Annotated in this window: 14 protein-coding genes and 1 tRNA gene; 6 read left to right on the forward strand and 9 right to left on the reverse strand. The window is 63.8% G+C overall.

From position 1 onward, the window contains the following. The first annotated feature begins 33 nt into the window (after nt 1-33). Genes AC07X6_RS19670 through AC07X6_RS19680 form a run of 3 tightly spaced genes read left to right on the forward strand, consistent with a single transcriptional unit; the run spans nt 34 to nt 4,583 of the window. The gene (locus AC07X6_RS19670; RefSeq protein WP_494792097.1) at nt 34-1,257 is read left to right on the forward strand and encodes a TolC family protein; all 1,224 of its coding nucleotides are present in this window, start codon (nt 34-36) and stop codon (nt 1,255-1,257) included. A gap of 27 nt (nt 1,258-1,284) precedes the next feature. Continuing rightward, complete coding sequence (locus AC07X6_RS19675) at nt 1,285-3,417, forward strand: ATP-binding cassette domain-containing protein (protein ID WP_494792098.1); 2,133 nt, start codon at nt 1,285-1,287, stop codon at nt 3,415-3,417. Next, on the forward strand, nt 3,414-4,583 hold the full coding sequence (locus AC07X6_RS19680; protein ID WP_494792099.1) for an HlyD family type I secretion periplasmic adaptor subunit: 1,170 nt from the start codon (nt 3,414-3,416) through the stop codon (nt 4,581-4,583). Before AC07X6_RS19675 ends, AC07X6_RS19680 begins: the two co-directional genes overlap by 4 nt. Before the next feature lie 28 nt (nt 4,584-4,611). Here the strand turns inward: AC07X6_RS19680 and udk are convergent, their stop codons facing one another. The 4 genes from udk to AC07X6_RS19700 form a co-directional block, all read right to left on the reverse strand. After that, complete coding sequence (gene udk, locus AC07X6_RS19685; RefSeq protein WP_230540971.1) at nt 4,612-5,256, reverse strand: uridine kinase; 645 nt, start codon at nt 5,254-5,256, stop codon at nt 4,612-4,614. Nucleotides 5,257-5,365: 109 nt separating this feature from the next. After that, a complete protein-coding gene (locus tag AC07X6_RS19690; RefSeq protein WP_494792100.1) occupies nt 5,366-6,817 on the reverse strand; it encodes a serine hydrolase domain-containing protein in 1,452 nt (483 codons plus the stop codon). 343 nt (nt 6,818-7,160) lie between these two features. Next, nucleotides 7,161-7,409 (reverse strand): hypothetical protein, encoded by a 249-nt coding sequence (locus AC07X6_RS19695; RefSeq protein ID WP_474290545.1) that lies wholly within the window; start codon nt 7,407-7,409, stop codon nt 7,161-7,163. Nucleotides 7,410-7,624: 215 nt separating this feature from the next. After that, entirely contained in the window at nt 7,625-8,128 is a 504-nt protein-coding gene (locus AC07X6_RS19700) for a DUF2199 domain-containing protein (RefSeq protein WP_494792101.1), read from the reverse strand. A gap of 193 nt (nt 8,129-8,321) precedes the next feature. Between AC07X6_RS19700 and AC07X6_RS19705 the strand changes: the two genes are divergently transcribed. Both AC07X6_RS19705 and AC07X6_RS19710 read left to right on the forward strand, forming a co-directional pair. Then, nucleotides 8,322-8,771 (forward strand): DUF4240 domain-containing protein, encoded by a 450-nt coding sequence (locus AC07X6_RS19705; protein WP_494792102.1) that lies wholly within the window; start codon nt 8,322-8,324, stop codon nt 8,769-8,771. Between the two features lie 7 nt (nt 8,772-8,778). Continuing rightward, nucleotides 8,779-9,147: a tetratricopeptide repeat protein gene (locus AC07X6_RS19710; RefSeq protein WP_494792103.1), complete on the forward strand. Its 369-nt coding sequence runs from the start codon at nt 8,779-8,781 to the stop codon at nt 9,145-9,147. Between the two features lie 16 nt (nt 9,148-9,163). Here the strand turns inward: AC07X6_RS19710 and AC07X6_RS19715 are convergent, their stop codons facing one another. From AC07X6_RS19715 to AC07X6_RS19735, 5 genes are all read right to left on the reverse strand, one after another. Then, nucleotides 9,164-9,862, reverse strand: coding sequence for a YceH family protein (locus tag AC07X6_RS19715; RefSeq protein WP_494792104.1), 699 nt, complete (start codon nt 9,860-9,862; stop codon nt 9,164-9,166). Between the two features lie 10 nt (nt 9,863-9,872). After that, nucleotides 9,873-10,622, reverse strand: a complete 750-nt coding sequence (gene cysE / locus AC07X6_RS19720; protein ID WP_230540977.1) for a serine O-acetyltransferase — start codon at nt 10,620-10,622, stop codon at nt 9,873-9,875. Nucleotides 10,623-10,778: 156 nt separating this feature from the next. Beyond that, nucleotides 10,779-11,522: a 23S rRNA (guanosine(2251)-2'-O)-methyltransferase RlmB gene (rlmB, locus tag AC07X6_RS19725; RefSeq protein WP_034784003.1), complete on the reverse strand. Its 744-nt coding sequence runs from the start codon at nt 11,520-11,522 to the stop codon at nt 10,779-10,781. A 3-nt stretch (nt 11,523-11,525) separates the two neighbouring features. After that, on the reverse strand, nt 11,526-14,087 hold the full coding sequence (gene rnr, locus AC07X6_RS19730; RefSeq protein ID WP_494792105.1) for a ribonuclease R: 2,562 nt from the start codon (nt 14,085-14,087) through the stop codon (nt 11,526-11,528). Continuing rightward, a complete protein-coding gene (locus AC07X6_RS19735; RefSeq protein WP_474290540.1) occupies nt 14,074-14,526 on the reverse strand; it encodes a hypothetical protein in 453 nt (150 codons plus the stop codon). The genes rnr and AC07X6_RS19735 overlap by 14 nt, the downstream gene beginning before the upstream one ends. Here AC07X6_RS19735 and AC07X6_RS19740 point away from each other — a divergent pair. Beyond that, a tRNA-Leu gene (locus AC07X6_RS19740) sits at nt 14,497-14,581 on the forward strand. The genes AC07X6_RS19735 and AC07X6_RS19740 overlap by 30 nt on opposite strands. Nucleotides 14,582-14,846: the final 265 nt, after the last annotated feature.

The following is a 14,846-nucleotide window of genomic DNA, read 5'->3' on the forward strand; positions in this document are numbered from 1 at the left end:
CCACGCATCGCGGCCTTGCTGGCGGCCGTGGCCATGGCATCGGCATCCCCTTTCGCCGGCGCCCAGGGCGCCACCGCCTGGAGCTTCGACCAGGTCTTGCAGCAGGCGCTGCAAAGCCATCCGGCCGTCCAGGGCAAGCGCTCGGCGCAGGCGGCCGCGCGCGCCGAGCTCGATGGCGCGCAATGGCAGCGCTTTCCCAGCCTGTCGGCGGAAGTGCCTGCCGGTTCGCAGGAAACGGGCGGCGTGGTGCGCATCGAGCAGCCGCTGTGGAGCGGCGGGCGCATCGACGCCGGCATCGATGCCGCCGGCAGCCGGGTCGACGCGGCGGGCGCGGCCATCGAGGAAGAACGCCTGAGCCTATCCCTGCGCGTGATTGCCGCCTACACGGAAGCGCTGCGCCAGACGGCGCGCGTGCGCTCGGCGGAAGCGGGCCTGGCAGAGCACCAGCGCCTGCTGGACATGATCAAGCGCCGCGTGGCGCAGTCGGTCAGCTCGCAGACGGATCAGCGCCTGGCCGAATCGCGCGCCTACCAGGCCGCCAACGACGTGTCGAATGCGCGCCAGGCGCTGGACAACGCGCTGGCGCAGCTGTCGCAACTGGCCGGCAAACCCGTGCGCCTCGTCAGCGCCACCGGCATCGGCGTGGGCGAACCGCTGCCCGACGCCAGCCTGGAGCGAGTCATGCGCCAGGCCATCGACTACTCCCCCACCCTGCACCGCCTCGCTTTCGAGGCGCAGGCCGCCGACTCGGACATCACCCTGCAGCGCTCGGCCTACATGCCGAAAGTAGTGCTGCGCATGGAAAAGCCCACGGGCGGCATGAATGCCGACAACCGCACGCGCGCCATGCTGGTGCTGCAGGCGCAGCCGGGCGCCGGCTTGTCGGCCAAGGCCGGCGTGGATGCCGCCGTGGCCCGGCGCGAAGGCGCGCGCGCCGCGCACGATGCGGCCGAGCGCGATGTGCGCGAACGTTTCACGCTGGACTGGAACGAGGCCGAGGCCAGCCGCCAGCGCCTGGGCAACGCGGGCGAGGCCAGCGCCACCTCGACGCAGGTATTCGAATCGTACGCGCGCCAGTACGTGATCGGCCGCAAGAGCTGGAACGATGTGCTCAACGCCGTGCGCGAAGCGACCCAGGCGCAATTTTCGCTGGAAGACACGCGCGCGCAGGCGATCGCCGCCAGCCTGCGCCTGGCGGCGCAAACGGGCACCCTGGCCGGGCGCACGGCGCCCGCCGCGTCGATGCGCGTCAACTGACGCCGCAGAATCTAACCGGGAGACAGCGTGGATACCCCCCTCAAACATGGCTTGCTGACACTCATCGAGCGGGCCGCCCGCCTGAAGGGCCAGCACGTGCCCGCCGCACGCCTGGCCGACCTGCAGCGCCAGCTCAATGACGTCGACGACAACGGCGCGCCCGCGATGATCCTTACCGCCATCTGGCAGGCGGCCGGACTGGAGGGCGCGGCGCGCGCGCTGCACGCGCCGACGCCGGGCGAGCTGCCGTTCGCCGTCTACAGCGCCAGCACGGGCTGGGGCTTGCTGCAATCGCGCGGCGCCGACGGCGCCTGGCGCGGCGAAGGCATCGATGGCCGCGCCTTGCAGCTGGCATCGCTGGCTGGCCTGGATTGCGTGGGCCTGCCGCGCCGTCCCGAAAAGAGCACCGCGCGTCCCGGCGCACTGGGGCTGGTGCGCAACGCCCTGTGGCTGAAGAAAAGCGTGTTTGTCGACGCCGTGCTGGCCACCACGCTGGTGACCCTGCTGACCATGGCCACGTCGCTGTTCTCCATGCAGGTGTACGACCGCGTGATCCCGAACCAGAGTTTCAGCACCCTGTGGGTGCTGGTGGTGGGCGTGGCGCTGTCGATCGGCCTGGAATTCATCCTCAAGCAGGTGCGCAGCCGCATCGTCGACCACTCGTGCAATGACGTCGACCATGAACTGTCCGAGTGGTTTTTCCAGCGCATGCTGGGCATCCGCATGGAAGCGCGCCCCGCCTCGGTCGGCACCCTGGCGGCGCAGGTAAAAGGCTTTGAAATGGTGCGCGGCGTGCTCACGTCGACATCGCTGTTCGTGCTCACGGACGTGCCCTTCGCGCTGATTTTTCTCGCCATGATCACCATCATCGGCGGGCCGCTGGTGGTGGTGCCGCTGGTGGCCCTGCCGCTGGCCCTCGCGTGCGGCCTGATGTTCCAGCGCGCCATCGAGAATCACACGCGCAGGAACCTCAACGCCAGCAACCGCAAGGCGGGCCTGCTGGTGGAAGCCGTCGATGGCGTGGAAACCCTCAAGGGCAGCAGCGCGGAATGGATGATGCAGGCGCGCTGGGCCGAACTGGTGGCCGAGACCAGCCACGCGGAGCAGAATATCCGCGACTATGCGGCCCTGTCGCAAAACATCACGGCCGCCTTCCAGCAGCTGACCAACGTGGCGCTGATCTCCATGGGCGCGTGGTTCGTGGCCGAGAACCAGATGACCATGGGCGCCCTGATGGCGTGCACCATCATCAGCAACCGCGCCCTGATGCCCATCGTGCAGCTGCCCGCCGTGATGGTGCAGTGGGCGCATGCGCGCGCCTCGATCGACGGCCTGGAACAGGTCATCAGCCTGCCCAATGAAGCGGACAACGCGCAGTTCGCGCTGACGCCGCGCAGCCTCGATACGGGCTTGCGCTTCGAACGCATCCGTTTTACGTATGGCGGTGCGCAAAAGGTGGCGCTGGAAGTGGACAACCTGGCCATCCGCCCCGGCGAGAGAGTCGGCCTGGTGGGCGCCATCGGCTCGGGCAAGAGCACCTTGCTGAAACTGGCCTCGGGGCTGTACCAGCCGGCCGAGGGCAAGGTGTACCTGGGCGACGTCGACATGGCCCTGCTGGCGCCGGCCGTGGTGCGCGAAATGATCGGCTACCTGCCGCAGGAGACGCGGCTGTTCAGCGGCACCCTGCGCGACAACCTGCTATTGGGGCTGGCCGACCCGGGCGAGGAAGCGATCCTGGCGGCCGCCAAACGCACGGGATTGATCGAGCTGATACTGGGCCAGCCACGGGGCCTGGCGCTGGCCATCACCGAGGGCGGGCGCGGCGTATCGGGCGGCCAGCGGCAATTGATCGCCGTCACGCGCCTGCTGCTGGCCAAGCCGAAAATCTGGCTGCTCGACGAGCCGACGGGCGCCATGGACGCGAAGACGGAGGCGCGCATCGTCGGACTGTTGGGCGAACTGGCGGCCGAAGGCGTGACCATGGTCGCCACCACGCACAAGAACGCCCTCTTGCCCCTGCTCGACCGCCTGGTGGTGCTGCAGGCGGGCCGGATACTGCTCGACGGGCCGCGCGACTTTGTCCTGGCCAAGCTGTCGGGCAAGCCGCAGGCCGTACCCAGTGCCGCAACTGCGCCCGTGGCGCAAGGAGCCGTCGCATGAAACTGGCCAAGGTCGAAGCGCGGGAAGAAGCCAAACGGGGCCGGGTGCTGATCTGGAGCTGCACGGCGGCGCTGGCGGGTGTCATCGCCTGGGCGTCGTGGGCGGAGCTGGACCAGGTCACGCGCGCCAACGGCCAGGTGATCGCCAGTTCGCGCAACCAGATCATCCAGGTGGCCGACGGCGGCGTGCTGGCCGAGCTGCGCGTGCATGAAGGCAGCGTCGTGAAAAAAGGGGAACTGCTGGCCCGTTTCGACCGCACGCGGGCCGAGACGAGCTACCTGGAAAGCACGGCCAAGGCGGCCGGGCTGAAGGCGGCCGTGGCGCGCCTGCAGGCGGAGGTGTTTGGCGGCGCGCCGAAGTTCCCGCCCGAACTGCAGGCGTTTCCGGAATTTCGCGCCAACCAGCTGGCCCTGTTCAGCAAGCGCCAGGGCGCCGTGCAGGCCGAAGTGGGCTCGCTGGACAGCGCCATGAAGCTGATCAGGGAAGAGCTGGAAATGAATCTGCCGCTGCTGGAAACGGGGGACGTCAGCCGCGCCGAGGTGCTGAAACTGCGGCGGCAAGTGGTCGATATCCAGGCGCAGATCACCAACCGGCGCAACAAATACCTGCAGGACAGCCAGACGGACCTGGTGAAAGCCCAGGAAGACCTGGCCGGCGTGCTGCAGACGGTGACGCAGCGCAAGGAGCAGCTGGGTTCCACCGACATCTACGCGCCCACGGACGGCATCGTGCGCAACGTGCGGCTCACCACCCTGGGCGGCGTGGCCAAGCCGGGCGAGGAAATCCTGCAGATCGTGCCGACGGACGACGACCTGATCATCGAGGCGAAAGTGAAACCGGCCGACATCGCCTTCATCAAGCCGGGCCTGCCCACGGCCGTGAAACTGGACGCCTACGACTACGGCATCTACGGCCGCCTGCGCGGCACCGTCAGCTACATCAGCGCGGACACCTTGAGCGAAGACAACAAGGGCAACGAGCAGCCCTACTACCGCGTGCAGATCAAGACCAGCGGGCGCAATCTGATGGGCAAGAATGGCGAGCCGATCCTGATCCAGCCCGGCATGACGGCCACCGTCGAAATCAACACGGGCCGCAAGACGGTCTTGCGCTACCTCACAAAACCGATCACCAAGACGTTTTCGGAGTCGCTGGGGGAGCGGTAAGGCAGCGGGCTACCGCAACTGGCCAATTTCAGCCGGCCGGCTTCAGGCGGCCGATGACGCTCGCCACCTTAGCGGTAATCATGTCGACCGCGGGGCCATTCGCGCCGTGCGGCAAGATGACATCGGCATTGCGCTTGGTCGGTTCGATGAATTGCTTGTGCATGGGGCGCACGGTTTCCAGATACTGCTCGATGACGCTTTCCACGGAACGGCCGCGTTCCGTGATATCGCGTTGCATGCGGCGGATGAAGCGCACGTCGGAGGCCGTGTCGACAAAGATCTTCAGCGACATCATGTCGCGCAGGTCTTCGTCATACAGGGCAAACAGGCCTTCGATGACGATCACCGGGGCCGGCTTGACCAGAATGGTCCTGTCGGAGCGGTTGTGCAGCGTAAAGTCGTACTCCGGCATCTCGATCGATTCGCCGTTGCGCAAGGCCTGGATGTGCTGTACCAGCAATGGCCACTCGAACGCCTGCGGATGGTCGTAATTCTGCTGGCGGCGTACTTCCGGGGAAAGGTGGGTCTGGTCGCGGTAGTAGTCGTCCTGCATCACGACAGAGACCATGTCGGCGCCGAACGAAGCGAGCACTTGCTGGGATACGGTGGACTTGCCGCTGCCGCTACCGCCTGCGACACCGATGACAAATGGTTGGAAAGAAATCTTATTCATGCCGAATGATACCGGAAACGGGGCCGTACCGACAGGGAGCGGCCGCAGCAACATGGCGTTGCGGCAATTTCGCGGCGCCTGCCGCACGGCCGCCCTGGCCCTGGATCCGCTAATCGACGCGCGGCACTGCCTCGGCAAGCCGCGTACCCTGGCGCGGCCGGCCATCGACAAAGATAAGGGTCTGGATCCTGCCGTCGCCATTCTTATCGAAATGCAATGTAGCATCCTTTTCACGCATGAAGTAATCGTAGTCCCCTGCCGGGATCAATTCCACTGGCACCGGACCGACCGGCGGCCCGGCGATATACAGACGGCCATTCTCGTGGCTGACGCGCAGCGTCGTGTTGGACACGCCAAAATCACCGGCAAACCGGGCGAATAAGGCGGCATTCGGCTGGGCGGCGACGCGTTCCCTCGGGCGATAGTCTTCCCATCCATACTCGGCAGCAATGCTGCGCGCGATTTCTTCTATCAGCATCCAGCCGTTATCCCCATTGGCGAGAATGACCGCGCCCTGCCCCGTACGCTCATACGCAAACAGCAGCGCCTTGTAGCCGGCATTCGAGCCGCTGTGATGGAATGCCGGTTCAGCTGCCGCATGATCGAGTTCGAAACCGAGGCCATAACTGCCGCGCACGGGCGTCAGCATCGCCCTTGCCTGCTGCGGCGTGATCAGTTGCCCATCCTGTCCCGATGCAGCACGCTGGACGGCGAGCGCAAACAGCGCCAGGTCATGAGCCGTGCTCCATAGCCCCGCTGCGGCCAGTTCCGGATAGGCGCGCCAGTTTGCCGCTACAACGCTGCCGTCCGCCGCATGGCCAGATGCGGCGCGCGTGGCGAGCGCTGGCGGCAGCGACTGCGCATAGAGCGTATCGCGCATGCCGAGCGGGGCAAATACCGTTTCACCGGCCAGGACGCCGAACGGCCGGCCAGTCGCGTCATTCAGATATTGCTCAAGCACAACATAACCAAGGCCGGAATACGCGTAGCGGCTGCCCACGCGGGCATCTACCGTGACGGGCGGATTCGTCGCCGGGCGCGAGCCGGCCAATACCTGCAGCAGCGTCGGCTGCGGTGCATCGCTGCCGTAGCCTGGCAAGCCGAATGTTGGCATGCCAGCGGTATGGCTGAGCAGCGCCCGGGCCGTCACGGCCGGCTGCGCGCCGGGCACCTGCCACTGGCGCAGCCGCCGGTTGACGTCTTCATCAAGATCGATCTTTCCCTCGGCCGCGAGCCGCACCGCCATCAGGGCGGCCACCGGCTTGCCGATCGAGGCTACCTGAAACAGCGTGCCGGAGGTGACGGGGCGGCCCGTCCGCGCGTCGGCAACGCCGTAGGAGCCGCTCCATTCCACCGCGCCGGCATTAATGACGGCGAGGCTCACGCCCGGCACGTTCAGGGCCTGCATCCGCTCGGCCAGCCGCATGGCATGGACAGGCGCCCCGCGCACGGCAACGGGCTGCAGCAAGCCGCTCTCAACGCGCGCCTTGCGGGCCGTCACCGCGCCGCTGTCGCCCTGCGCATGCACGTCAATCACCCCTGCCGCCAGCAGCAAGGTCAAGACATTTCGCATCATCATATGGCATCCCATTCGTTGCCGAGGGCGGCTTGCATGCCGTCGGAAGAACCTACTATCCATACTGCAAGGCAGACTGGCCCGCAGCTCCGTGCTCGCCGGCACGTACGCGGCCCGCTTGCACTCCTTCTTTTCTTCCAGCGCAACGGCCGCCGTCATGCCCGGCATGATGAGCTGGGCAGCGGAGTTGTACTTCTTGCGGATGACCTGCTTGCCGTAGGGGGGTATAGAAGCGGTAAATGCCCGATGCGCGTGCAGGCAACGCCACGGCAGGCGGGGCCGTGCTGGTCGAACCACGGGGCGGCCGGGCCTTGCCGGCCGCAGGCGGTCACCGGTGGGTCCCAAACAGACCCAAGGCGAGATACGCCAGAACGACTACGATGAAGGCAATGCCGCAGTAGGTTGACCACATCATGAACTTGCCCTCGGCGCTGCCCTCCTTGCTCAGCCTGGAATAATAAGCCCACGCATCTCCTGGCTCATAGGCTTTTTTCTTGCGGTGCTTGTAGTCGATGATCTGATTGGGAATGCCAAAAAAGATGATAAACAACAACAAGATACCCTTTAACACTAGCATATCGCTCTCCGCCTGTAGTTGCATGCATGTCTGTACCGCCAGGCTGGTCGTCAGCGTGGCGGATGATTCACCGTATGGGATGGCGGCACGAGAGCATAACGAAATGCCATGCAAAAAAAGTCACACATTGTCACATTCGCATGCATGGCGGCTTCTGCCGTCGCGATGAGCCCCTGGCGCAGTCGGTGAGCTCCGCAGCGGCACCTGGCGGGCGGTCAGCTGCCATGCATCAGCTGCGCATACAGCCCGGCCACCCGCTCGGCGGTGATGCCGTCGCGCTGCTCCACCGCCAGCGGATGGTCCGTCGGCTCCAGCTCGATCGCCGGACGCAGGCCGTCGTCGCGCAGGTGCACGCGGGTTTTCAGGTTCAGGGTGTCGGGATAGGCAGGCAGGCGCGTGCTGAGCCAGCCGAAGAAGGGGCCGATGTGGGCGCGCCTGGCTTCATTGAAGCACGCGTCCCACGCGTCGAAACTGTCGCCGCTCAATGACACCCACACGCCCCAGCTGAATGGCTCGTCGGAGCCATGCACGGGGACGTCGATGGTGGCGCGCACGAAGCAATATTCTTCGTCGACGATGCAGGCGTCGCTGTCCATCTGGCAGCGCGCCGTCCGTTCGGCGGGCGCCATCTGCTCGTACAGCCACGGTGCGTCGGCGCCGAAGCTGGGCATGCCCGTGTGGGTCTCGCCGCAGGAGCGGCACAGGAAGGAAAAACTCATGCGTAAAAGCCGCTTATTCGAATTGTTTGGGGTGTTGAACGCAAAATAGTTACTTAGGGAAACCGTGCGCTTGGCATTCGAGCAAGATGATATTCTAAACAAGCTCAAGATGCACAGACGGGACAACTCGCGCCACCGGCATTGCATGCCTGACCTCTTTCCGTATCGATTGACTATTTACCAGGGAATAACAATGAACGAAGAAAAATTTTGGCAACTGATAGAACAAATCGACCGTGCAGCCCTGGAAGACGGCGACGCCGATGCTGCGGTGGAACCATTGATCGCAGCACTCGCCGAGTTGCCAGTCAAGAACATCAAGGGCTTCGAAGAGTGCCTGGCTCAAGCACTGTACCAGCTCGATGGCAAGGTGTTTGCGGACCATGCCGGCAACTCAGGAAAGTCGGATGACGGTTTCCTGCATGCGCGCTGTTTCGTCGTCGGCTCGGGCAAGGCCACGTATGACAGCGTGCTGGCCAACCCCACGCTGATGCCCGATCAAACGGACGAGTGGCTGGAAGAACTGTTGAGCGTCGCTCCCGAGGCTTGGTCCGAGAAGACCGGGCGCGACACCGATGACTGGGAGTTTACCGCCAGCGTCGATTATGAAACCGGAAGCAATTCCGCCGCCTGGCCTGGCTAAGGCGGCAATGGACGCCATCGCCGCAAGCAAGGCGCATATCCAGCTGGCCGAAGGCGATGCCGGGCAATGGGATGCGCACATGGCGGCAGCGGAAGCCGTGCTGCGCAGCGCCTGGCAAACGGCCCGGCAAGACACCGCCCTGATCACCTGCCTGGGCGCCGTGCTGTGCGACCAGGGCAAGTACCGGGACGCCGTCAACCTACTGGAAACGGCGCTCAAGCTGGGCTCGACGGACAGCCATACCCATTACAACCTGGGGGTGGCCCTGGCGGGACTGGCAAAACCGCGCAGGGCCATGGCGCAATTTGGCAAGGCGCAGGGGCTTGCCGCGTCCAGCCTCACCTGGACCGCCTATTTCGACGCGCAGGCCCAATAGGCGCGTGCCCGGAAAATTATTCGAACTGCTTGCGGAACGCCTCGAACTGCGCCGCCAGGCCGTCGAAATCGCTGCGCAATTGCAGCACTTCCTGTTCCAGCTGGGCGACACGGCTGCCCTGCTGCGGCGCGCTGACGGCGCCGGCGAAACCGGCCGCCGTCTCGCTCTGCGCCAGCGCTGCCTCGCCGCCCAGCAAATGGCCGTAGCGCGGCTCCTTGGCGCCGGGGGCGACGGCCAGCTTCGCCACCAGCGGCGGGTATTTGTCGATCAGAAACTGCAGGCCGGATTCCACTTCCGCCACGGACTTGAATTCATGCACGCGGCCGCTGCGGCTGCGGATCTCGCCCGCCGTCTGCAAGCCGCGCAGCATCAGGATCGTCAGGATGGCCAGCTTGTCCTGTTCCAGCGACCATTTGATGCGCATGCGGTGTTCATACTTGGCGACCCGGGCGCCCGCCTGCGTGATGCCGTTGACGAATTTGCGCTGCATCAAACGCTGCAGCACGTCGTAGACGGTTTCCTCGGACAGGGCCATGACCGGGTCTCGGCTGGACAATTGATTGCAGCCGTTCGTCAGCGCGTTGAGCGACAGCGGATAGCTGTCCGGCGTCAGCGCTTCCTTTTCGGCCAGCACGGCCAGCACGCGGATCTCGAACGGGTCGAGCAGATTCGGATTGTCATTGCTTTTTTCGCCTGCCGTCACTTCAGTGTTCATGCCTGTATCCTTAATCAACCAGCTTGTTCATTTGCTCAGAATCAAATTTATCACATTCAGGCACGCCCTGGCAGCAGATGCCCGCCGCCTTCAGTGTGGCGAGGATGGTCTCGATGCGCTGCTCCTGCGCCACGGCATGCGTGATCAGGCCCTGCAGGGCTTTCGACAGGGGATCGTCGCCGTTGGGCGTGACGCCATACGCGGCGAACAAGTGCGCCGTGCTGCCTTCGCGCAAGGCGCTGACATCCTTTTGCACGATGTGCGCGGGGTTGCCGACGGCCGTGGCGCCGGACGGCACGGGTTTCAATAGCACCGCGTTCGAACCCACCTTGGCGTACTCGCCCACGGTAAAACTGCCCAGCACCTGCGCGCCGGCGCCGACGATGACGCCCCGCTCCAAGGTCGGATGGCGTTTGCTGCCGCTGTGCAGCGAGGTGCCGCCCAAGGTGACCCCCTGGTAGATGGTGCAATCGTCGCCGACGACGGCCGTCTCGCCGATCACCACACCGAAGCCGTGGTCGATGAAGACGCGGCGGCCGATGACGGCGCCAGGGTGGATTTCGATGCCCGTGATGATACGGGCGATATACGAGATGAAGCGCCCCACCCACTTCATGCGCCGCGTCCAGCACCAGTGCGCCCAGCCGTGCATGACGATGGCGTGCAGGCCCGGATAACAGGTCAGCACCTCCCAGCCATTGCGGGCGGCGGGGTCACGTTCAATGATGCTGTTGATATCTTCGCGCAGGTGGTGGAACATAATGAAAATGGATAAGGTGGAACGCAAATGGTAGCGTATTCGGCGGCGTGCTGCCGGAGAGGCAGATAAACAACCGCCGCCTCAAGGGCGGCGGCTGATTTTTTTGGAAGCGCTACACAACGTTCAGGGCAATGCAACGCCGCCCTGGACGTTTTTTTAGCCCTCTTTCGCGATACGCTGGCGGCGGGCTTCGTACAGGCACACGCCCGATGCCACGGACACGTTCAGGCTCTCGACGGAGCCGAACATCGGGATGCTGACGAGGATGTCGCAGGTGTCGCGCGTCAAACGGCGCATGCCTTCGCCTTCGGAACCCATGACAAGCGCCGTCGGGCCCGTGAAATCGGCTTCGTACAAGCCTTTTTCGCCGTCGTCCGAAGTGCCGATCAACCAGATGCCGCGCTCCTTGAGTTCGCGCATGGTGCGCGCCAGATTCGTCACGGTGATGTAAGGCACGGTTTCGGCGGCGCCGCTGGCGACCTTGGCGGCCGTGGCGTTCAGGCCCACGGCGCGGTCCTTCGGCACGATGACGGCATGCGCGCCGACGCCGTCGGCCACGCGCAGGCAGGCACCCAGGTTGTGCGGGTCGGTAATGCCGTCGAGAATCAACAGCAGCGGCGGACCATCGATGGCGTCCAGCAGCTCGTCGAGATTGCGCGCCAGCGACAGTTGCGACGCAAACGCGATCACGCCCTGGTGGCGGCGCGTGCCGACGATCTTGTCGAGACGCGACGAATCGACGGGCATGACGCGCACGTTGGCCGCCTTGGCGGCGGCGATCATGTCCTTCATGCGGCCGTCGACGCGGCTGGCATCGACGAAAATTTCTTCCACGGACGACGCTTCATGACGCAGGCGCGAGGTGACGGCGTGGAAGCCGAAAATCATTTTATTCTTCATTATTTATCGTTTCTTCTTGCTTGTTTTTGATGCAGATACAGTTTTTGCTGCTCGTGGTGCCGCCGCAGCGGGTGCCGCGGCTGGTTTTTTGCTGCGCTTCGGCGCGGCTGCCTGGGGCGCTGCTGCCGCCTTCGGCGCTGCCTTGGCTTGCGCCTTGGCGGCAGGCTTGGCGCCATTGGAACGGCCGCCGGAACCATTGCCGGATTTGCCGCCGTTGCTGACGCTGGCCTTGATCTCGTGGCGCTGCTCGGTCGCGGGACCGGGCTTGACCATGGATTTCTTCTCGCCCTTGCGCTTACCGCCGCCGTTCGGCTTGGCCGGCGCATCTTCGCCCGCCAGTTCCGCATCGGTGACCAGGCGCAGGTCGATCTTGCGCGTTTCCAGGTCGACACGTGCCACTTGCACCGTCAGACGGTCGGTCAATTGATAACGCTTGCCCGTGCGTTCGCCGCGCAATTCATGGCGCGCATCGTCGTACTGGAAGTAATCGGTGCCCAGCTCGGTGACGTGCACCAGGCCTTCGACAAACAGGGTGTCGAGTTGCACGAACACGCCGAAGGTGGTTACGCCGGTGATGGTGCCGGTGAACTCTTCGCCCAATTTATCTTGCATGAAGTAGCACTTCAGCCAGGCTTCCACGTCGCGCGACGCTTCGTCGGCGCGGCGTTCGTTGGCCGAGCAATGCACGCCCAGCGCGTCCCAGATGGTCAAATCAGTCTTCTTCGGCTTGCCGTCGGCCTTGTCCTTGGCCTGCTGCTTGCGCGTGGCGTTCGACACGTTGGTGTTCAGCACGACCTTATCAGACAGCTTCGGCTCGTATTTCTTGCCTTGCAGAATGGCCTTGATGGCGCGGTGCGTCAGCAAGTCGGGATAGCGGCGGATCGGGCTGGTGAAGTGGGCATACGCCTCGTAGGCCAGACCGAAGTGGCCGATATTGTCCGGGCTGTAGACGGCTTGCTGCATCGAGCGCAGCAGCATCGTTTGCAGCAGGGCCGCGTCGGGACGCAGCTTGATCTGCTGCATCAGGGTCTGGTAATCGGACGCCGACGGCGTGTCGCCGCCCGTCAGGTTCAAGCCGACCTGCTTGAGGAAAGTGCGCACTTGCGTGAGCTTTTCCTTGGTCGGGCTGGCGTGGATGCGGTAGGTGCCTGGATGCTTGTTGCGCAGCAACAAATCGGCCGCGCAGACGTTGGCCGCCAGCATGCACTCTTCGATGATCTTGTGCGCTTCGTTACGCGTGCGGGGGATGATCTTTTCGATCTTGCCGGCGCTATTGCAGACGATATACGTTTCCGTCGTCTCGAAATCGATGGCGCCCCGCTCCGTGCGCGCTTTCAGCAAGGCGCGGTAGACGGCTTCCAGGTTTTGCAGGTGCGGCAGGATGTCCGCGCGGCGTGCCGCTTCGGGTCCCTTGGTGTTGCCCAGCACGGCAGCGACTTCGTCATACGTGAGGCGCGCGGCAGAGTGGATCACGGCCGGGTAGAACTGGTAAGCCTTCAACTCGCCCTTGTCGCTGACGACGGCGTCGCAGACGAGGGTCAAACGGTCGACGGCCGGGTTCAGCGAGCACAAGCCGTTCGACAGCTTTTCCGGCAGCATCGGAATCACGCGGCGCGGGAAGTAGACGGAGGTGCTGCGCTCGAGCGCATCGATATCGAGCGCGTCGTTCGGCTTCACGTAATGGCTGACGTCGGCAATTGCGACGATCAGGCGGAAGCAGTTGGCGCGGCCAACCTTGACGGGTTCGCAATACACGGCATCGTCGAAATCGCGCGCATCCTCGCCATCGATGGTTACCAATGGCACGTCGCGCAGGTCGACACGGTCTTTCAGGTCGGCGGCGCGCACTTCGAACGGCAGTTTTTCAGCTTGCTTGAGGGCGGCGGGAGAAAAGATGTGCGGCACGTTGAATTTACGTACAGCAATCTCGATTTCCATGCCGGGGTCATCCAGGGCACCGAGCACTTCGACGATCTTGCCGACCGGCTGCTTGAAGCGCATCGGCTGCTCGGTCAGCTCGACGCTGACGATCTGGCCGGCCTTCGCCTTGCCCAGCGAACCGGTGACGAGGATGTCCTGGCCGATGCGCTGGTCTTCCGGCGCCACGACCCAGGTGCCGTTTTCCTGGATCAAACGGCCGATGACGTGGGTATTGGCGCGCTGCGTGACTTCCACGATCGTGCCTTCCGGGCGGCCGCGGCGGTCCGTGCCGACGATGCGGGCCATGACCTTGTCGCCATGCAGTACTTTCTGCATTTCTTTCTCTGGCAGGAACAGGTCGGCGCTGGCGTCATCGGGAATGACGAAGCCGAAGCCGTCGCGGTGGCTGGTGACGCGGCCGGCGACGAGCGCGCTCTGGTCGGCCAGGCTGAAAACACCGCTGGCATCAGACTTGAGCTGGCCGTCGCGCTCCATCGCCTTCAGGCGACGGACCAGGACATCCATGGAATCGGCATGCACTTGCAGCGTTTTCCCGAGAGACTGCGGATCGAGAGGCGCGTTGACGCTGCGGAATATGCCGAGAATGTCCTCCCGGCTGGGGATGGTGTGGTTATTTTGGCTCAAAAGTATTTCTATAGTTGTTATTGACAGTGATCAAACGGAAGACAAAGACCGATGACATCACCGTCAATATTGACACGGTGATGTCCGGTAGTGTACCGGAGGACGCCTTGGTTTGCCTAACGGACAGCGTGTCGGAAACAGTACAAGACGCCCGCCGATGAAAAAAAGGAGAAAAGCTGCGCAATGCATTTGACTTCGGCAAATATTGCTCTATAATCTCGGTCTCTTGCAGCGACAAACCTTCACGGGGATGCAGTTGCAGGAAAGCGGTACAGGGTTGATGTGCAGTATGGAGCGAAAGCTCATCTGGCGCAAAACTCTTCAAGCCGCTATAATAGCAGAATTGCTGTAAAGTTATTTTGCAACAAGTACTCGAGCAGTAAAAGTAATAAGTCACAGCAGCATCAGTGCCCACGTGGCGGAATTGGTAGACGCGCATGGTTCAGGTCCATGTGCCTTCGGGTGTAGGGGTTCGAGTCCCTTCGTGGGCACCATTACCTAATTCGCAAAAGAGCCGCAAACTTTCACGAGTTTGCGGCTTTTTTCATTTCCGCGCCAAACATCCCTCCCCTCCCGCCAACATAACTTGACTGGCCGCACAGCGACAGCCGAGCCACGCGGCAAGCCCACGGACAGAAACAGGCGAAAAAACGCTGAAAAAAGAGGCAGATCTGGCCTTTTTTCATAGGGAGCAGCCGTTTTCAGCTGAAAAAACATGTTTCTTGAAGAAAAGTGCAAAATGTTGATTGACCGAATGCG

It is taken from the genome of Janthinobacterium sp. GW460-12-1-14-LB5 (genome assembly GCF_059423585.1).